The sequence below is a fragment of the Streptomyces sp. R-07 genome, assembly GCF_049913175.1.
Lineage (GTDB): Bacteria > Actinomycetota > Actinomycetes > Streptomycetales > Streptomycetaceae > Streptomyces.
The window spans coordinates 124218-141767 of record NZ_CP183978.1 but is presented as its reverse complement, the minus strand read 5'-3'; the positions used below and the strand labels follow the sequence as shown (position 1 = coordinate 141767).

The 17550-nt window shown below is 70.8% G+C and carries 16 protein-coding genes and 1 pseudogene; 7 read left to right on the top strand and 10 right to left on the bottom strand.

Features of this window, described 5'->3' with window-relative positions; all coding sequences use genetic code 11:
• Positions 1-22: 22 nt before the first annotated feature.
• From ACN9M0_RS00730 to ACN9M0_RS00715, 4 genes are all read right to left on the bottom strand, one after another.
• On the bottom strand, positions 23-1048 hold the full coding sequence (locus ACN9M0_RS00730) for a TolB-like translocation protein (protein WP_426405263.1): 1026 nt from the start codon (positions 1046-1048) through the stop codon (positions 23-25).
• A gap of 5 nt (positions 1049-1053) precedes the next feature.
• Positions 1054-2391, bottom strand: coding sequence for an MFS transporter (locus tag ACN9M0_RS00725; RefSeq protein WP_426402876.1), 1338 nt, complete (start codon positions 2389-2391; stop codon positions 1054-1056).
• Position 2392: 1 nt separating this feature from the next.
• A complete protein-coding gene (locus ACN9M0_RS00720; RefSeq protein ID WP_366041538.1) occupies positions 2393-3274 on the bottom strand; it encodes an alkaline phosphatase family protein in 882 nt (293 codons plus the stop codon).
• A 344-nt stretch (positions 3275-3618) separates the two neighbouring features.
• Positions 3619-4200, bottom strand: coding sequence for a TetR/AcrR family transcriptional regulator (locus ACN9M0_RS00715; RefSeq protein ID WP_426402875.1), 582 nt, complete (start codon positions 4198-4200; stop codon positions 3619-3621).
• 117 nt (positions 4201-4317) lie between these two features.
• Between ACN9M0_RS00715 and ACN9M0_RS00710 the strand changes: the two genes are divergently transcribed.
• Together ACN9M0_RS00710 and ACN9M0_RS00705 are read left to right on the top strand one after the other, a co-directional pair.
• A complete protein-coding gene (locus tag ACN9M0_RS00710; RefSeq protein ID WP_426402874.1) occupies positions 4318-5244 on the top strand; it encodes an NmrA/HSCARG family protein in 927 nt (308 codons plus the stop codon).
• A complete protein-coding gene (locus ACN9M0_RS00705) occupies positions 5241-6122 on the top strand; it encodes a TIGR03620 family F420-dependent LLM class oxidoreductase (protein ID WP_426402873.1) in 882 nt (293 codons plus the stop codon). Before ACN9M0_RS00710 ends, ACN9M0_RS00705 begins: the two co-directional genes overlap by 4 nt.
• A 101-nt stretch (positions 6123-6223) precedes the next feature.
• On the opposite strand, the gene ACN9M0_RS00700 is transcribed toward ACN9M0_RS00705, so the two are convergent.
• The gene (locus ACN9M0_RS00700; RefSeq protein WP_366041534.1) at positions 6224-6604 is read right to left on the bottom strand and encodes an FKBP-type peptidyl-prolyl cis-trans isomerase; all 381 of its coding nucleotides are present in this window, start codon (positions 6602-6604) and stop codon (positions 6224-6226) included.
• 299 nt (positions 6605-6903) lie between these two features.
• Here ACN9M0_RS00700 and ACN9M0_RS00695 point away from each other — a divergent pair, with 299 nt between their 5' ends.
• Positions 6904-8355: an RNB domain-containing ribonuclease gene (locus ACN9M0_RS00695; RefSeq protein WP_366041533.1), complete on the top strand. Its 1452-nt coding sequence runs from the start codon at positions 6904-6906 to the stop codon at positions 8353-8355.
• 128 nt (positions 8356-8483) lie between these two features.
• Here ACN9M0_RS00695 and ACN9M0_RS00690 read toward each other — a convergent pair whose 3' ends face one another.
• On the bottom strand, positions 8484-11336 hold the full coding sequence (locus tag ACN9M0_RS00690) for an AfsR/SARP family transcriptional regulator (protein WP_426402872.1): 2853 nt from the start codon (positions 11334-11336) through the stop codon (positions 8484-8486).
• Positions 11337-11482: 146 nt separating this feature from the next.
• Here ACN9M0_RS00690 and ACN9M0_RS00685 point away from each other — a divergent pair, with 146 nt between their 5' ends.
• Entirely contained in the window at positions 11483-11716 is a 234-nt protein-coding gene (locus tag ACN9M0_RS00685) for a hypothetical protein (RefSeq protein ID WP_426402871.1), read from the top strand.
• A 100-nt stretch (positions 11717-11816) separates the two neighbouring features.
• Here ACN9M0_RS00685 and ACN9M0_RS00680 read toward each other — a convergent pair whose 3' ends face one another.
• From ACN9M0_RS00680 to ACN9M0_RS00670, 3 genes are all read right to left on the bottom strand, one after another.
• A complete protein-coding gene (locus ACN9M0_RS00680; protein WP_426402870.1) occupies positions 11817-11939 on the bottom strand; it encodes a hypothetical protein in 123 nt (40 codons plus the stop codon).
• An 85-nt stretch (positions 11940-12024) separates the two neighbouring features.
• Positions 12025-12564, bottom strand: a complete 540-nt coding sequence (locus ACN9M0_RS00675) for a GNAT family N-acetyltransferase (protein WP_366041529.1) — start codon at positions 12562-12564, stop codon at positions 12025-12027.
• A 391-nt stretch (positions 12565-12955) separates the two neighbouring features.
• Positions 12956-14443 carry an RICIN domain-containing protein gene (locus ACN9M0_RS00670; RefSeq protein ID WP_366041528.1) on the bottom strand — a complete coding sequence of 496 codons (1488 nt, stop codon included), beginning with the start codon at positions 14441-14443 and terminating at the stop codon, positions 12956-12958.
• Between the two features lie 224 nt (positions 14444-14667).
• Here ACN9M0_RS00670 and ACN9M0_RS00665 point away from each other — a divergent pair.
• The 3 genes and pseudogenes from ACN9M0_RS00665 to ACN9M0_RS00655 all read left to right on the top strand — a co-directional run.
• A pseudogene (locus tag ACN9M0_RS00665) lies at positions 14668-15286 on the top strand (IS5 family transposase); the annotation flags it as partial.
• Between the two features lie 155 nt (positions 15287-15441).
• Complete coding sequence (locus ACN9M0_RS00660) at positions 15442-15894, top strand: hypothetical protein (RefSeq protein WP_426402869.1); 453 nt, start codon at positions 15442-15444, stop codon at positions 15892-15894.
• Between the two features lie 95 nt (positions 15895-15989).
• The gene (locus ACN9M0_RS00655; protein WP_426402868.1) at positions 15990-16154 is read left to right on the top strand and encodes a hypothetical protein; all 165 of its coding nucleotides are present in this window, start codon (positions 15990-15992) and stop codon (positions 16152-16154) included.
• 292 nt (positions 16155-16446) lie between these two features.
• Here ACN9M0_RS00655 and ACN9M0_RS00650 read toward each other — a convergent pair whose 3' ends face one another.
• Entirely contained in the window at positions 16447-17307 is an 861-nt protein-coding gene (locus ACN9M0_RS00650; RefSeq protein ID WP_426402867.1) for an ROK family protein, read from the bottom strand.
• Positions 17308-17550 lie beyond the last annotated feature (243 nt).

The window sequence follows — 17550 nt, the reverse complement described above, 5'->3', positions numbered from 1 at the left end:
ACGCATCGAGCACCCGGGCCCGTCACTCCAGGAACGCCGGTGCCAGTGCCGCCGTCATCAGGCGCTTCGGGGCACCCGAGCCGTCGGCCGGGATGCTGTAGAGGTCGGCGCCGTAGTCGCCCGGCAGGGAGTAGGAGACCGTGTGGTCGTCGAGCCAGACGGCCTGGTCGTCGACGCTGCGGGGTTCGGCGAGCGCGGTCTCCCGCAGGGTGGCCAGGTCCAGGGCGTATTCGTGCCAGGGCGCGTCGGCGGGGGCGCCCGCGACGCGCTTCTTGTAGACGACCCTGGTCTCGTCGGGAGACAGCGAAGGGCACTCGACGTTCTGGTGGAGGGTGCTGACGGTACGGGCCGCCAGGTCGCCGCGCACCAGGTAGGTCCGGCCGGCGGTCGCCATGGTCGCGTAGAAGTGCCGGTCGTCGCGGGAGAAGGTGACACCCCAGAAGTTGGTGTCGGCGGCGCGGTACTGCTTGCCGTCCTTGAGTACCCGGAACTCCTCCAGGGACGTGGTGAGCCGGCCGGTCGAGGTGTCCAGGACGGCGGTACGGGTGGAGAAGCTCGCGCTGGCGTACGAGTCGCCGCCGACGAACACCGTCCACGCCACCAGCCGGCCGGAGGGCGAGACCCGGGCACGGGTCGGGATGCCGGGCAGCGCGTAGTGGGCCCGCTCCTTGAGCGCCGAGTCGAGGACGACCGCCTGGTAGGTGTCGTCCACCGCCCCGCGCACGGCCTGGAGGCAGATGCCGGTGCCGCCGGCCGCGTGGAAGCGGAGGCACTTCACGCCGGACGCGGTCCGCGGACCGGCGGGGGAGCGGGTGGGTACGGTGACCAGCTCGTCGCGGTGGGGACCCCAGGCCATGTTGCGGAAGACGATCCGGCGTTCCGCGCCGGCCGCGAGCGAGACCCGCCCGGATCCGATCGCCGGGCCGCCCGCCTGCGGGCGGTCCTTCTCGGCTGCCCGGTCGGCCGCGTGCAGCAGGGACGCGGCGGCCACACCGCCGAGCACGGCGAGCGCCGCGAGCAGGACGAGCAGTTTGCCGCGCAGGGTCAGCGGGGTCATACGGGTGCTTCCTCCGAAACGGTGGCGGTCGGCGGGGGCGTGGCCGTGCCTGAGTTGGTGTCGTCGTCGGCCGCGGGCCGCAGGGCGAACGACGTCGCCGCGCACACCGCGAGCACGGCCGTCGCCGCGCCGATCGCCCAGCGGTCGCCCCACGCCGTCCAGGCCGCGCCGAAGGCGATGGAGCAGCCGAACCGGGCGAGCGCCTGCCCGGTCTGGATCAACGCGAGTCCGGACGAACGGAGTTCGGACGGGATGCGGCCGGCCGCGGCGGCCATCAGGACGCCGTCGGTGGCCGCGTAGAAACAGCCGTGCAGCGCCAGGACCAGATAGGGGAGCGCCGGGCTCTGCCAGCCGCTGAGCAGAGCCCCGTACACGAGCAGCAGGGCGCCGTGGCCGCCCAGGAACACCCGCCAGCGGCCGACCCGGTCGGCGAGCCGCCCGAGCGGGACGGCGAGCAGCAGGAAGGCTGCGGCGGTGCCGATCGGCAGCAGGGCGAACCAGCGGTCGGTGACGCCCAGCCGCCGCTGCAGCAGCAGATAGACGAAGGAGTCGCTGACCGTCGCGAGCCCCAACAGCAGTGCGCACAAGGCGAGTCGGCGTACATCGGGGATGTGGAGCAGGCCGAGCGCGGCCTTGAGCGAGGCGCGCGGTGCGGGTGCGGGCACCGGGGATGCGAGGGGTTCGGGCATCGACGGCCGCGACGGTACGAAGAGCAGGAGGACGAGCACGCCGACCGCGGCCACGCAGAAGCTGACCGTGAACACGGCGTCGTAACCGTCCGCCGCCTGGCGAAGGATCAGAAAGGCGACGAGTGGGCCGATGAGGGCGCCGGCGGTGTCCATCGCGCGGTGCACGCCGAAGGCCCGGCCGCGAGACTCATCCGGCGACGCGAGCGAGATCAGCGCGTCGCGCGGCGCGGTCCGCAGGCCCTTGCCGGTGCGGTCGGCGGCCAGTACGGCGCCGATCAACGGCAGCGAACTCGCCAGCAGGAGCAGCGGCTTGCACAGGGCGGATAGCCCGTAGCCGAGCGCCGCCACCGTCTTGTGGTGGCCGCCGCGGTCGGCGAGATGGCCGCCGACGAGCCGGACGAGTGCGCTGAATCCGTTGTACACACCGTCGAGGAGGCCGAAGCCGAGCGGCGAGAGGCCGAGTCCGGCGACCAGGTACAGCGGGAGTACGGCTGTGACCATCTCCGAGGAGACGTCCGTGACGAGGCTGACGGTGCCGAGCGCGAGTACGGTCGGTGCGACGGCGGCACGCCGCCCGGGACCGAGGTCCCGGGCGGCGGCCGTCGCGGCCGTCGAGGGGTTGCTGCGACTGTCCGCTACGTACACGTCAGGGCGTCCAGATGCCGGTGATCGGGGTCGCGTTGGCGGCCTGGCCGGCGTGCGTGGTGCCGTACATGTCCTCGATCGTGCGCAGCAGGTTGTAGTGGTTGTACGTGGTCGCGGACGTGGAGCCCGGGACCACCTGCTGGCCGTAGAGGACGGTCGCGATCTTGTTGCCGGCGAGCCGGTTGTCCTCGTCGAAGGTCACGACGAGGAGGCTGTTGTGGGTCTTGGCCCAGGTCGCGTAGGCGCCCAGGTTGTTCTTCAGCCAGGTGTCACCGGTGCCGACGGAACAGTCGTGCATGTCGCTGCACAGGTTCGGGACCACGAAGGACACCTGCGGCAGCGTGGTGTAGTCGGTCGGGAACTGCGCCATGGTGTACGCCGACGAGGTCGGGACGTTCGAGAAGCCGAACCACGGGTTGTGCTTGCGCGCGTACTTGCCGCTGCTGCACGTGGTCGAACCCTGGCTGGGCAGCGTCTCGTTGTAGCTCTTCCAGGTCTTGCCCGCGGCGATCAGCTCGGAGGCCAGGTTCGGCGCGGACGAGAAGCCCGGCGTGTAGCAGCTGTCGTCCGTGATGCCCTGGGTGGAACCCGAGAACATCGCGAAGTAGTTGGGCTGGCTGGGGTGGGTCTCGCCGAACGACTGGGTGAGGTTGGCGCCACCCGTCTTCAGCGAGTTGATGTACGGGGCGCTGGAGCTGCCGATGATCTGGCTGTATGCGTGGTTCTCGAAGACCACGACGACCACGTGGTCGGGGGTGGGGACGGTCGCCGCCGCCTGGGCCTGCGACGTGCCGCCGATGCCGGCCCACAGGCCGATCGAGGCGGCCGCGAGACCGAGGGCGGACAGAAGGGCGGTGCGGCGTTTCCTGGGCGCGCCGGACACGGTACCTCCGAGTGAGGGTGATGGTTACGGGAGTGGTGCACCCGGCAGGCTAGGAGTGAGCATGTCAACTTTGAAGGTGTTCCGCGTGAAGACCCGGGAAACGTCTCGTGTCCCGTTCCTGGAGCGTCAGAAGTGTCGGTCCCGCTTGGGGCCGTCGCCGCCGAGCACCACCGTTCCCATGATGTCCTTGCCGCGTGCGGCGAGCGAGAGGAACAAGGTTCGCCCGGTGCACGACGCTGAAGTGGCAGCAGGCCGAACGCGACGACCTCGTCGGGCCTGTCAGCGGCGGCGCCCCGGCCTGAAGAGGATGCCGTCCTCGTCGTGGACCTTCTCCGGCTCGGCCGTCAGCTGTGCGTGCGTACACCGTCAATGGCGATCGACACCAGGAGGCCGACCTCGGCCGGGCCGTCGGTGTCCCGCTCGATGGTCAGCGCGATGGCGCCGACGATCTTCAACAGCTGGGTGGCCGTGATGTCGACGCGCGCGGCGCCCGCCGCTTGGGCGCGTGCGAGGAGGTTGTCGCCGGCAACGGTGATCATGGCGTGGCAGGTGTCGCCGAGGGTCGTATCCGTGTCGCGCATCAGCGAAGCCCCCAGGCCCCGGTTGGTCACGGCGTGTGCGCCGACGGCGTGAAGCCAGGTCGACAGCGCCAGGCCCGGATCGGGCTCGGCGAGGAGGTCGTCCGCCTTCGCGCACAGCGCCTCCACCCGGCCCTTGAAGACCGCCTCCAGGAGCGCCTGCCGGGTGGGGAAGTGGCGATGCAGGGTGGCCGAGCCGACTCCGGCGCGCCGGGCGACCTCTTCCAGTGAGGCGTCGGCGCCATGCTCGGCGATCAAGGCCCCGGCGGCGGCCACGATCTTGTCGGCGTTGCGGCGGGCGTCGGCCCGCATCGGCCGACCGGGCGCGGGGGTGGCGTCCTTGGGCACAGGTACTCCTGGCGCTTGATAAACGGGGTGGCCCTCCATATCGTAGCGAACGAGAAACGGAGGGCCACCCCACTTGTGGAGTGGCCTCCCCTCCGCATGGACGCGACGGAGATGATCGTGAATCTGGCAAGGAAGACCGTCGTGGTGGCAGGCGCGACCGGCCTGCAGGGCAGGGCCGTGACACATCACCTGCTCCGCGACGGCTGGCACGTACGCGCACTGACACGCAACCCGAACGGGCCGCAGGCCGACGCGCTGGCGCAGGCCGGGGCCGAGGTGATCCGGGCGCAGATGGAGGACGTCGACTCCCTGAGGGCCGCGAGCGAGGGAGCCTGGGGCTTGTTCAGCGTCCAGCCCACCGTCGGCTCGCCCCGCACCGCGCCGGACTTCACCGCCGACGACGAAGTGCGCTGGGGAGTGAACGTCGCCGAGGCCGCGCACGCCGCGGGCATCGGCCACTTCGTCTTCACCTCGGTCGCCGAATCGGACCGGCACCTCACGGAGAAGCTGCCGGTGAATCTGGTCAGCAAGTGGCGGATCGAGCGGCACGTCGCCGAGCTCGGCCTGCCCGCGACGATCCTCAGGCCCGTGTCCTTCATGGAGAACTTCACCGGCGGATACGCGCTCCGGAACGGGAACCTGTCCACCGGTCTCGCGCCGGAGATCCCCCAGCAGATCATGGCCGTCGACGATGTCGGAGCCGTCACCGCTCTGGCGTTCTCGCGGCCGAAGGAGTGGATAGGCCGGGCCGTCTCCCTGGCCGGGGACGAACTCACGCCGGTACAGATCGCGGCGGCGATCGGGAAGGCACTCGGCACGCCGCTGCCCTACGTACAGATCCCGATCGACGCGATCCGGGCCCTGAGCGAAGACTTCGCCTACGCCAACGAGTGGCTCAACACATACGGCTACCGCGCGGACATCCCCGCCACCCGGGCGATCCACCCCGACACGATGGACTTCGGCACGTGGCTGGAGCGCACCGGCGCGTCCCAGATCGCCGCGTTCCTCGACCCCGCACGCACCGCGGGGCAGGACGCATGAGCGACCGTACGCACGGCCTCGGGCGCGTCGGTATCTGGGCGGCGGACTTCGACCGGCTCTCCGCACCTGAGGTCCGGAAGGCTGCCGCCGTGGTGGAGGACCTCGGCTTCGGAACCCTGTGGTTCCCCGAGACCACAGGGCGGGAGGCCATGGCGCAGGCCGCGTTCCTCCTGGCGGCCACCCGGCACATCACCGTGGCTTCCGGCATGACCGACATCTACGCCCGCGATCCGGTCACGACCGCCGCCGCGCAGCGCACCCTGGAAGAGGCGTCCCCCGGACGCTTCCTGCTCGGCCTGTGGGAGAGCCACCCCAGCCTGGCCGAGGACGTCCGCGGCCACCGCTGCGGCCCGGCCCTGGCCACCATGCGTGCCTACCTCGACGCGCTGGACAAGGCCCCGTTCGGGCCACCCGACACAGTCGCCTCACGCAACCGCGTACTGGCCGCCCTGGACCCCGGCATGCTCGCCCTCGCCGCCGAACGCGCCCGGGGAGCAACCGTGCTGGGCATGCCCGTCGAGCACACCCGAGCAGCCAGGGCCGTCCTCGGAGACGACGGTCTGTTGGCCGTCACACAGCTCTGCGTACTGGGCCACGACCACGCGGACACGGCCGACCTGGCCCGCACGACAGCCGAGGCCGCCCTGCCGAATCGCCGCGACCTGCTGCGTGGACTCGGACACGCGAACCCGGACGCGCTCGACAGCCGGCTGGTCGACGCGCTGGTGGCCCACGGCCGCGCCGAGGACATCGCCCACCGCGTCCAGGAGCACTTCGAGGCGGGCGCCGACCACGTCAGCCTCCACCTGGTGACCGCAACGCCCGACGCCCCGTCCGTACGGCAGTGGGAGCAACTCGCTGTGCACCTTCCCGTCTGACCCGGCACACCCGCGTAGGACACGGCACGAGCGGTGTCGCGGTCACCGAGCGGGGGCTGTTCGGTCTTGGTCCCGACGGGAAGGCAGGGCGGAAGCAGGCCTCAGACCGAGACGGAGAGCAGATCCACCACGAAGACGAGCGTCGAGCCCGCCGGGATCGACGGCGAAGGTGACTGGTTGCCGTAGCCGAGGCGCGGGGGAACGATGATCTCGCGCCGACCGCCGACCTTCATCCCCCTGATCCCGCGATCCCAGCCCTTGATGACCCGTCCACCGCCCACGGCGAACTTGAACGGCTGGCCCCGGTCCCAGGAGGCGTCGAACTCCTTCCCGGAATCGAAGGTGACCCCGACGTAGTGAACCTGGACGACCCTGCCCGGCTTCGCCTCGAGACCTTCCCCGACGACAAGGTCGCGGATGGTCAGCTCGGTCGGAGCGTCACCCTCCGGAAGGTCGATCTCTGGCTTCGTCAGTTCACTCATTGCAGCCTCGTTCACTCTCCGCGGGAAGCCCGCGTACGGACCAGCCGGGCGCATGGTCACTCCATGCGGTAGATCACCACGCTACCGAGAACGCTGATCCCCCGGAGGGCATCAAACCCGACGAAGCACGGAGCTCAGTGTGACGGGGCGTGCGGCGTCTTCGGTACGCCGCGCGTGTACCCGTCGATGGCGAGGTCGCTCCCGCGTCCGAGAGGACGGCTCCCTCGGATCGATGCCCCTTTCCCCCGCCCGGACCCGCTCACTGCGCCGCTCCGTGGTCGCCGCCCTACGCTCGATTCATGCGACGCCGCCAGATGAACATGTCCCGCGAGGCCCAGGACGCCCTGCTCAAGGCACTGCAGCAGCTCCGGGCAGAGCTGAAGGCCACTACGGAATTTCCCGCGCACGTGCTCGAAGCGGCGGAGGCCGCCAAAGCCGCGCTCCGGCTGCCCGACAAGGACGCCACCCACCTGCCGTTGTTCACGATCGACCCGCCGGCCTCGAAGGACCTCGACCAGGCCATGTACCTGGAGCGGCGGCCAGGCGGCGGGTACCGCGTGTACTACGCCATCGCCGACGTGGCCGCCTTCGTCAAGCCCGGTAGCCCCTTGGACGCCGAGGCCCACGACCGGATCGAGACGCTGTACTTCCCCGACCTCAAGGTGCCCCTGTACCCGCCCTCGATCTCCGAGGGACCAGCCAGCCTGCTTCCGGACCAGGTCGTTCCCGCCCTGCTGTGGCAGCACGACCTCGACGCCGACGGCAACGTGACCGACTCGACCGTGAGTCGGGCCAAGGTCCGCAGCCGGGCCAAGCTCAACTACCCGGGGGTCCAACAGGACATCGAGGCCGGCACGGCCGAGGAGTCCGTCGCCCTGCTGCGCGAGATCGGCAAGCTGCGGGAAGCAGTCGAGGCCGCGCGCGGCGGGATCTCGGTGAACCTGCCGGACCAGGAGGTCACCCTGGTGGGCGGTCAGTTCCGGCTGAGCTATGTGGCGGCACTGCCCGTAGAGGGCTGGAACGAGCAGATCTCCCTCATGACCGGCATGGCTGCGGCCCGGATCATGCTGGACAGCGGTACCGGGATCCTGCGGACCCAGATGGAACAGGCCGATCAGCACGTGGTCCAGCGCGTGCACGACATCGCAAAGCTCCTGGGCATCGAATGGAAGCCCCGCGTGTCGTACGCCGCACTGGTCAACTCCCTCAATCCGGCTGACCAGAAGCACATGGCCTTCCTCAGCGAGGCCACCGCCATGTTGCTCAAGGCGGAGTACACGACTTTCCGCGACCACCACATCCCGGAGCACACGGTCCACGCGGCGATCGCGGCCCCGTACGCCCACTGCACAGCCCCGCTGCGGCGCCTGATCGACCGGTACGCCGGTGAGCTGTGCGTGGCCGCGTGCGCCGGCCAGGCCCCGCCGAACTGGGTGCTCGACGCCCTGTACTGCCTGCCGTGCGACATGGCGCGGGGCAAGGGGAAAGTGGCGGACCGGCGCGCGGTGGACCTGGCGGAGGCCGCGGTGCTCAAGGACCGGGTGAACGAGGTCTTCGGCGGCACAATCATCAACACCGACGCGGAGGACGACAAGCCGAAGGAGGGCATGGTGCACCTGGCGGAACCCGCCGTGTTGGGCAGGATCACGTCCGGCGCCGACCTCGACCTGGGTGCCGGCGTCCAGGCGAAGCTCACGCGGGCCGACCCCTTCTTCTCCGGTAAGCACAAGATCCTCTTCAATACGGTGTAGCAGCCGGTCGCCTCGCCGGTGCCGCCCGCTGGGGCAAGGACACAGCCGTCAGCCGGTTGCTTCCGGCGTTCTCGACCGCGCGCATCCATGGCCGTCAGGTCCGGACCGTCATCCGCTCCCGGCTTCGATCAGTCGTCCGACGTGGCCAGCCCGCTCAGCGCGGCCCCCAGGCGGACCACCCCCTGTGCTTCGACCAGCGAGGTCCCCTGGGCGTCCACTCGGCGCATCAGTGGTGTCATCAGAGGCAGCCCGGAAGGCGGCTGGTCCGCGCCCACGGCGACGTGCAGGCGGGCAACGAACCGGGCGAAGCCGGCAGGGCTCGCCGGGTCGTCCGGATCGCCCGCGAAAGACTCGGCCCTCGCCATCGCGGCCTCCGACTCACCGACGCGTCCCGTGGCGCGCAGGACGAGCGCCAGCAGCACCCCCGACATGTGAAGGCGCCGGGCACTGCCGGTCGCCTCCGCCCAGTCGAGCGCCTCGCGCAGGTCCGTCTCCGCCGCCGTGTACTCGCCCACCAGACACGACAGCCAGGCCCGCGTGTGCAGCGCCCGGGCTCGGTACTCGGGTTCGCCGGCCTCCGCCGCCCGCCGAGCGGCCGATCCGGCGAGCCGACAGGCGTCCTCGTAGTGGCCACGGCTCGGAAACAGGCTGCAGACCGCGATCAGCGTCAGCAGTTCCACGGCCGTCCGCAGGGCGTCGGGGACCGACGCCAGCGATTGCTCCACGGTAGAGGTCAGCACGGCGTGCTCCGCCCGGAACCAGGCGCGGGCCTGCTCGGTGCCTTCGAAGGCGATGCCCGGATGGCCCGCCGGGTGGAGCCAGGGGGGTGAGGGGACGTTGTCGGGCAGAGCCGTCCGTGCCACACGCACCGCGCTGCCGTGGAGGAGGGCCAGGACCCGGCGCAGCGCCGCCGCCCGGTCCTCGGCACGCTCGGCGGATTCGGCACGGCGCCGGCCGTAGAGCCGGAGCAGGTCGTGCAGGCGATAACGACCCGGAGCGGGGGACTCCAGCATTCCGGTGTCGACCAGGCCCTCCGCGAGGTCCTCGGCCGCGTTCTCCTCGATGCCGAGCAGAGCGGCCGCGACGGGCAGCGGCACGTCGGGGGCGTCGAGGAGCGACAGGAGACGAAACGTCCTGGCCTGATCGGGCGTCAGGGCCCGGTAGCCGAGGTGGAAGGCGGACTCGACCGCGTGGTCGCCGTGGCTCAGCTCGCCGAGCAGTGTGCGGGTGTCGGCCAGCCGCGCCCCGAAGGCGCGCAGGCTGTGGCGCGGCAGGGCGGCGAGGCGGGCCCCGACGATGCGTACGGCGAGCGGCAGACGGCCGCAGGAGTCGGCCAGGGCCCGGGCGGCTTCGGGCTCCGCGGCCACGCGTGCGGAGCCGGCGAGGGTCCCGAGCAACGTCACCGCCTCGGCTTCTGCGAAGACGTCCACGGCGAAGGAACGGGCGCCGGGAACCGCGATATGAGGAGCCCGGGTGGTGACGAGTACCGCAGAGCCGGCCGTTCCGGGCAGGAGGGGGCGAACCTGGGCGGCGTCCCGGGCGTCGTCCAGGACCAGCAGCACGCGGCGGTCGGCGAGCAGGGTGCGCAGCAGCGCGGCCCGCTCCTCCAGGTCCAGCGGCAGCCGGTCGGGCGGGGTGCCGAGCACGGAGAGAAGATCGGCGAGCACACCGGCCGGGTCCGCCGGAGTGGCGCCGGCACGCAGGCCGACGTACAACTGCCCGTCGGGGAAGGCGGCGCGCAGGCCATGCGCCACGTGGACGGCGAGCGCGGTCTTCCCGACGCCGCCGATACCGGTGACGATCGCGATGGCCATCGCCCGGCTGAGCCCGGGGCGGGCCTGGAGCAGATGATCCCTTATCTCGCCGACGAGTCGGCTGCGCCCGGTGAAGTACCCGATGTCGGAGGGGAGCGGTGCCGCAGTCCTCCTCGCGGCGTCCTGCACGGTGCCTACGGCCGCAGAATCGCCGGGCCGCCGGTACGCCCCTGTGGACGGCTGCCGCCGGGGGCCCGAGGCACCGGCCGATCGGTGCGCGGGGAGGTACGGGACTACTGAGCCGCCCGCAGCCGGCGCTGCCGATCGGCGATCGTCCGTGGCGGCCGCGCGGGACGAGGTCAACGGACGGACGCCGGTGCCGCCGGGCCGCGCGAGTAACTGCCCTCTTCGTCCCGTACGGAGTCCACGATGCAGGTCCCTCAGCTCCGCCGACGGCTGCGTCCCCAGTTCCCGCGCCAGCACCTCGCACGCGGCGTCGAACACCCGAGCGGCCTCCACCTGGCGCCCGGTGCGCTGCAGAGCCAGCATCAGCAGCCCGTGCGAGCGTTCCCGCAGCGGGAACTCCGAGACCATCGAGCGCAGTTCGGTGACCACCTCCCCGTATCGTCCCAGCTCGACGGCTGTGGCGTACAGGTCTTCGCGTGCCGTCGCGAGGGACTCCGTCAGCTGTTCGCGGCGGCGCTCCGCCCAGGGCCCCGGCACCCCGGCCAGGGGGACACCCTGCCAGCGCCCGACCGCACGCGTCAGCCGCTCGTACACGGCCTCGGCCGTCCCGCCCCGGTCCGCGGTCTCGTGCGCGAACACCTCGGCGTCCACGACGACCGCGGGCGTCGGTAACCGACAGCCGCCCTCGGCGTCCACGACAACCGCCGGCACAGGGAACCGATAGCCGCCCTCCGCGGTGACGATCAGCCGGCTTCCCGACCGCACGGGCCGGTCCGGCTCCAGGGCCGCGCGCAACTGCGAGACGTACGTGCGGACGGCCGCGGACGCACTACGCGGTGCGGCAGCCGATCCCCACACCCCCTCCACCAACTGCCCGACCCCGACGACGTGGCCACGCCGCAGCACCAACATCGCGAACACCGCCTGCTGCTGCGGCGGTCCGAGCTCGATCCGCTGACCGCCCAGCCGAGCAGCGACCGGCCCGAGGATTCGCACCGCCAGGTGCCCCGATGGTGCCTGTGCCTCCGTCAACCCCTGCATGCCCACCCTCCCCCTGGCCTCGAACACGCCATCGCTCGCTTCGCTCGACCGGTACCGGGACGTTCATCGAACGTTGAGCCGTTCCTGGCAACCCGCGCCGAACCTTGGACAGCCCGCAACGACACACGACGAAACGGAGCGGAACCATGAAGCACACCATCGGCAGGTGCGGCCGGGCCGCCCTCGGCCGCCTCCTGCCCGTACTCGCCCTGGGCGGCCTGCTCTCCGCTGCCCTCACCGGGCCCGCGCACGCGGAACCGCCCGGCGGCGGCCGGGGCGAGCGCCCCCTCGCCGAGATCAACCTGTCGGCCGGTCAGCATGCGGTCGTCCCGTGCCTGGAGCATCCTTCGAACTGCAGGAGCACGACAAACGGCAGGTGACGCTGCCGTGTGATGCGCCATGAGGCCCTTGGCCTCGGCGAGTCCCTCCCGTCGAAGGCGGCGGTCTTCGACGGGAGGGCACAGCGAGACGAGACGAGGGCTACGCCTCGAGCTCCTCCGAGTCGCCCGGCTCATCCGGCCGACTCGATGGGTCCACGGCGTCGACGCCGATCTCGCTCTCGTCGATCGGCGCGACGCGGTCTCCCGGGCGGACTCCGTCCATCCTGTCCTCCTTTTGTGAGCGCGCGTGAGTGCGCTCGGTGATCGCCGCTGGAACCCGGCTGGTTCCCGGCTGGTTCCCGGCTGGTTCATGAGGGGCGGCGCAGCTGCTCACCCGACATCGTGAACAGCAGGACGTCGGCGTGGGTGCCACGCTGCTCCAGGTACTGCTTCTCTCGCCCCCACGGTTCGAAGCCCACCCGGCGGAGGAGCTTCGCGGACGCCGTGTTGCGGGCGTCGCAGGTGGCCGCGATCCGTTTCACGCCCGTGGCGAAGAGGCGGTCCGCGACAGCGGCCATCGCCTCGGTCGCGTAGCCCCGGTGTCGCATGTCCGGCGCCAGCGTGATGCCCACCTTTGCCTGGCGACGGCCGGTCTCGGTCTCGACATGGAGATCACCGATCAGGCCGGGCCGCTGGTTCTGCTCGATGGCGTACTGGAAGAAGCCGGGCCCGTCGGGATTCTCCGTGAGGTATCCGGCGACGATCGCCTCTGCCTCCGCCTGATCGATCGGCGAGCGCCAGGTCTGGTAGCGGGCGACACAGGGATCGGAGCGGTAGCGGGCGAGGGCCGGCGCATCGTCACGACTGAACCGCCGTAGCCGAAGCCGACGCGTCACGATGTCGGGCATCCGTCCCTCCCCTCACCTGCAGGTTCTCGAAACCGGCGACCGCGGCCTGTCAGAAACAGCCGCTGGGACTGGCACCACAGGCCTGGGGGGTCACCGGGGGGCTCCTTGCACCGCATCGCCTCCGTAGGCCGGCGTGACCGCGACGCCGAGCACCAAGGCCGCCGCCACACCCACCACCACTCGAACTGTCCGCCTGAGCACGATGGTCCTCCAAGACCGTGGACTGAATACCGACTCGTAGTAGGCCAGCCGCCCATGGACGGCTGATCAACAACCGATCAACGGCCCCCTTTCGGGGCCCCCTCGGGTTCGAGTGACCGCGACGGAGGCGGGAAGGGGATCCGCTCCCCGTCCTCCGTCGCGCTCAGGGCCCGGATTCAGGGCCGGTCCCTTACCGGAGCTTCCACTGCATGGAGTCGAGGCCGTCCACGGTGGCACAGGAGGAGACCGTCAGCTGGCCCTCACCCGTCGGGGCGCTCAGGCACAGGTCACCCTGCTTGGTACGGACGCTGTACCAGCCGGGGCGGTTCGGGGTGGCACGGAACCGCCAGAGCTGGTTGTCGCTCCCGCTGCCGTTCACCTGGTGCGACCAGGCCGTACCGTTGGCGAAGTTGTAGTCCAGGACCCGGGCATCGGCTCCGGTGAGCCCGCTGCGCTCGGTGTAGCGGTTCTCGATGAGGAAGTAGCCATCGCCCTTGTCCCACAGATGCCACTGCTGGTTCTCGGTTCCGGTCGCGTGATAGCCGTATACGGCCGCGCCGTTGTCGGTGCGGTAGGCGAAGAGGTCCGCGAGGTTGCCGTTCCCGTTGGTCAGGGTCGTGACCTTGTCGTGCGCGGGCCGGCCATCGGCGCCCTGCAGGTTGACGAAGACGGCGAGGGCGGCGTCGCGCCAGGCTGCGGCGGCGGCGTCGTTGCCGAGGCTTCCGGAGAAGTTGCCGATCTGGGTCGGGCCGCTGTCGAAGGTGTCTCCGTTGAGGAGGGGGCCGCCGCTCGCGCCGCCGGAGAGGTCGCTGTCGCCGGTGCAGGGGCCACCGGCGCCCAGGATCTGCGGCGGGTTGTCCGGACCCCAGTAGGGCTGCTTCACGCACGTGTGGAACTGGTTGCTGTTGGCGGGAATCCCCGCGAACACGACCTGCGCCGGCAAGGAGCCGGCGTTGAACTGGTAGCCGGAGGAGCCGACGGCATCCTGGACGTGCGTGCCGTTCTGGGTGTTGAGCGCCAGGAAGGCGGTGTCGTCCGTCTGCCGGCCGGCCGCGAAACTCCCGACGACACCGACGCTGCGGAAGGTCCACGTCCCGTAGGGGGCGTGATCGCCGTCGGCGTCCTTGAAGTAGCCGGGGGAGAACTCGTACACGGCCTTGGGATTGATCCCGCCCCTGCCGTCGTCGATGATGCAGTGCCGTGCGGTGGCGACCATGTCCTTGCTGTCGCTGGTGATCACATTGCCGGTGCACACATTGACGAACCACCAGCCGGGGTTGTTCTCGTCCGGCCAGGACATGCGGATGCGGCCGGTCGTGGCCCGCAGCCGGGTGTCACCCGCGGACCCGGGCGTGAGCATGCTCTTCCCCGCCTCCGCGGGGGAGGTCGCGGGCGCCTTCACGAGCTGCCCGGTGCCGAGCGCCTCGGCCTTCGGACGAGCGGCCTTGGGCTTCCAGTCCCGCCGTTCGCCCTTGAACGGGCGGAGGGTGCCCTTGGTGTCGTGCTGGGCCCAGAAGGCCCGCTGCTGGGCATCGGTGGCAGTGGCGGTCCGGTAGACGCCACCGTCCGCGACGCGCGGCGTGGGCGTGGCCGGGCCGTCGGCGTAGGCCGGCACGGTCGGCAGGGCCGCGGTCAGACTCGCGGCAGCCAGGGCCAGAGTGAGCGCATGTCTGCGCAACGGATTCTCCATTCGATTCGTGGCTGATCGAGATGCATGGAGAGAGTCGACCGCCCGAGTCCATGGGAGATTGACAGAAGATAAACGGGCCCCGGCCCCCGAGCACGGATGCGCCCGATCAACGCCCCACCCCGGCCTGCCAGGTGGCAACCGATCGCCCGAGTCCGTGCCAGCGGCGCGGGAGCCTCAGCTCTCACCGACCGTGAAACCGGACGATTACGGGTGTGGCCGGCCGGATCGACTGGAGCATGATCGGTGTCGACTCGACCTGCTGCAGATCCCACCAGCACGCAGCCGGCACCCGCAAGGCCACACCTCGGTCCCGAAAAAAGGACGACGCCCCGGGCACCACCGCCCCGACGAGGGACTCGGACGGTCCCGGGGCGGCCTGACTGCAATGTCCACCTCGCCGGGGAAGGCGGATGCCGCCCGATGGCTCTCCTGATCACTCCCGGACAGTGGGGCGACGCCCCGCAGATGATCGAGGTCCTGGACCGGATCCGGGTTCCCCGCCCACTGGGCGGACGACCCCGGAGCCGGCCCGACCACGTCAGCGGTGACAAGGCATACACGTCCCGCCGAAGCCGCCGCTACCTGCGACGACGCGACATCAAGCACACCATCCCGGAACCGAAGGGCCAACGCGCCAACCTCCGGCGCAAAGGCAGTACGGGCGGAAGACCCACCGGCTTCGACCCTGACCGAACCAGGCGCCGCAACGAGGTCTAGCGGACCATCAACCGCCTCGAGAACTCCCGTGCTGTCGCAACCCGTTACGACAAACGGGCCTGTGCCTTCCACGGCACCGTCACCGCAGCAGTCCGCCTCTGGCTCAAGCTGTGACCCACCAGGACCGAGCGCTCAGAATCCCGGGGCAGGGATGAAACTCGGCCACCACGGGGGCACACCGCTGGGGCACGGAGGAGTGGCGGCGCCTCCCAGAAAGTCGAGATGACGCACCGGACAACACCGAAGAGCGTCACCGCGAGGGCAAAGGCATGGAGAACTGGACGGTTCCCAAGAAGGGCAGCGTGATGGCCGTGCCCGCCGTCAGCCGCCACACCACCAAGGCTCCGCCCGCCGACGGACGTTTCGACGCCCGTGGCGCCGTGCTGCTCGCACTCCTGTCCAGCGGCCTCGTCCTGCTCCCGTCGAACCCGCTGCCCGCACTGGCCGTGGCAGCCGTCACCGGCGTTCTCCTGGCCCTGCACATCCGGCGCCGCCCGGACGGATACGTCCCGGCCACCGCACTGCGCTCCCGGGATTTCCGCAGCTCGGTCCTGATCGCTGTCGTGCTGTCCGTGCTCTACTTCACGCTGCTGTTCGGGATCCCTCAGGTGATCACCGACCGGGCGGGCTGGCAGACGAGCTCGGTCGCGGTCGGCCAGATGATCGCCATGATCGCCGGGTCCGTCCTCACCCTGGTCTTCGCCGGCGCGTCCGTCCGCTGAGCCAGACCACGGTACGAGCCCTTCTGCTCACGGTCGGGGCGCTCGCCGCGGTCGCGGCCGTCTTCGCCCACACTCCGGTCGTCCTGTTCGTCGCGATGGGCCTTGCCGTCTTCATCGCGACCAGCGTCAACGCCCCCCAGTCCATGGCCGCTGCCTCCGCCGTCCCGGCCGCGCAGCGCCCCACCGGGATCGGACTGTTCCAGCTCGCCTACCTCATGGGCGGAGCCCTCGGCCCGGCTCTCGCCACCATGCTCAGCTGATTGCTGCGGGCCGCGCCAAGACCCGAGCGGCCGACTACCGGTCGGGGAACTGGTCAAATGAATCGTCACGACCGCCCCACCTGGGCGGTCGTCGGCGTCCTGCCCGGTTACACGACAGCGCGCTCGCGGGGTCCATGGAGCCCGCCCGGCTGCTTCTCCTGACAGGAATGCGAACGGGCGGGCGCCTTTGGGTACCCACCCCCGTGATGATCGGGTGTCGCGGCTGGTCGGCATGAGGGTGAAGCCATGCCGGTCGGTGGCGAAGGGATCCGATGTCCCCGGTGTCTTGCCTTCAGACGTATTGCTGGACCCACTTCTGGCCATCGACGGCCGCGACGGCCAGACGCATGGCGCCTCGGGCGACGACCAGATGCGTGGCTTGGATTCGGTCGATGGTGCAGACGTCCCACAGCTCAGGGAGGGTGTGGGTGCGGGCAGTCGCGATGGCGGTGTCCCAGTACCCCCTGTAGCCAAGGGTGCCGCCGGCGATGCGTACGACGTCCGGGTTGAGGATGTTGACCAGCGAGGCGATGGCGAGTCCGAAGGCCTCGCCGGCCGCGTTCACGACGCGCTGGGCCTGTGGGTCGCCGGTGGCGAGCGCGGCGTGGATCTGCTCCGGACGTCGGCCCAGTGCGTGCACGATCGCCGCGCCGCCGGCCAGGTCGTCGAGCCGCTTGACCCCCTGCGGTGTCGGCATGGGCATGCTGCCGACCTCGCCGGCCCATCCTCGCGAGCCGCGAACGACTCGTCCCTCGCACAAGTAGGCCGAGCCCACTGCGGTCCCGCAGACGATCACCGCAGCGGATGAGGAGTTGGGGAGACCGGCTGCCTCCTGCGCGAGAGCGCCCCGAATGTCGTTGACGAGCAACTGGGGCACGCTCTCACGGATTCCCTGCCAGCCTCTGAGCTGGGGCAGGACGTCGGAGATCCTTACCCGGCCGTCCTCCACGAGGCCCGGCACGGCGATTCCCAGGGCCGCGGGCTTCAGGGAGTGGTCAGCAAGGAAAGTCTGGACGGCTTCCTCGATGTCCCCAGGGCTGGTCGAGAGCCCCGTGGCCGTGCGCCGCGTGATCGGCGTCTCAAGATCCGGCCCGTCCGCCAGCATGAGCAACTTCGTGCCACCGATGTCCACGCCCACCGTTGCGTTCCGCATCGCCCCACCTCATGCCTCGATCTCAGGCGGAAATCTATCGTGGGGGCGGTTCACACACCGCTGGGAAACTCACTGAAACCGTTGGGCAGGCGGTTTCGGAGGTGGGGCGCCTTCCCACGCCCGCTCTGCTCCCCGCTCGCGCGGGGACGGCCCTATGCCATGCGTATCCGAGCCGACCCAGGAAGGGTGCTCCCCGCGTACGGGCGGGGTGCCCCTATGTCTTTGGTCCACCTCAGTGGCTCA

Excerpts from the sequence above, each read along its gene's own strand:
- ACN9M0_RS00650 (WP_426402867.1), bottom strand. The coding sequence starts at position 17,307 with ATGCGGAACGCAACGGTGGGCGTGGACATCGGTGGCACGAAGTTGCTC.
- ACN9M0_RS00675 (WP_366041529.1), bottom strand. The coding sequence starts at position 12,564 with ATGCCCGACATCGTGACGCGTCGGCTTCGGCTACGGCGGTTCAGTCGT.
- ACN9M0_RS00700 (WP_366041534.1), bottom strand. The coding sequence starts at position 6,604 with ATGAGTGAACTGACGAAGCCAGAGATCGACCTTCCGGAGGGTGACGCT.
- ACN9M0_RS00680 (WP_426402870.1), bottom strand. The coding sequence starts at position 11,939 with ATGGACGGAGTCCGCCCGGGAGACCGCGTCGCGCCGATCGACGAGAGC.
- ACN9M0_RS00705 (WP_426402873.1), top strand. The coding sequence starts at position 5,241 with ATGAGCGACCGTACGCACGGCCTCGGGCGCGTCGGTATCTGGGCGGCG.
- ACN9M0_RS00660 (WP_426402869.1), top strand. The coding sequence starts at position 15,442 with ATGGAGAACTGGACGGTTCCCAAGAAGGGCAGCGTGATGGCCGTGCCC.
- ACN9M0_RS00655 (WP_426402868.1), top strand. The coding sequence starts at position 15,990 with ATGGGCCTTGCCGTCTTCATCGCGACCAGCGTCAACGCCCCCCAGTCC.
- ACN9M0_RS00685 (WP_426402871.1), top strand. The coding sequence starts at position 11,483 with ATGAAGCACACCATCGGCAGGTGCGGCCGGGCCGCCCTCGGCCGCCTC.
- ACN9M0_RS00690 (WP_426402872.1), bottom strand. The coding sequence starts at position 11,336 with ATGCAGGGGTTGACGGAGGCACAGGCACCATCGGGGCACCTGGCGGTG.
- ACN9M0_RS00695 (WP_366041533.1), top strand. The coding sequence starts at position 6,904 with ATGCGACGCCGCCAGATGAACATGTCCCGCGAGGCCCAGGACGCCCTG.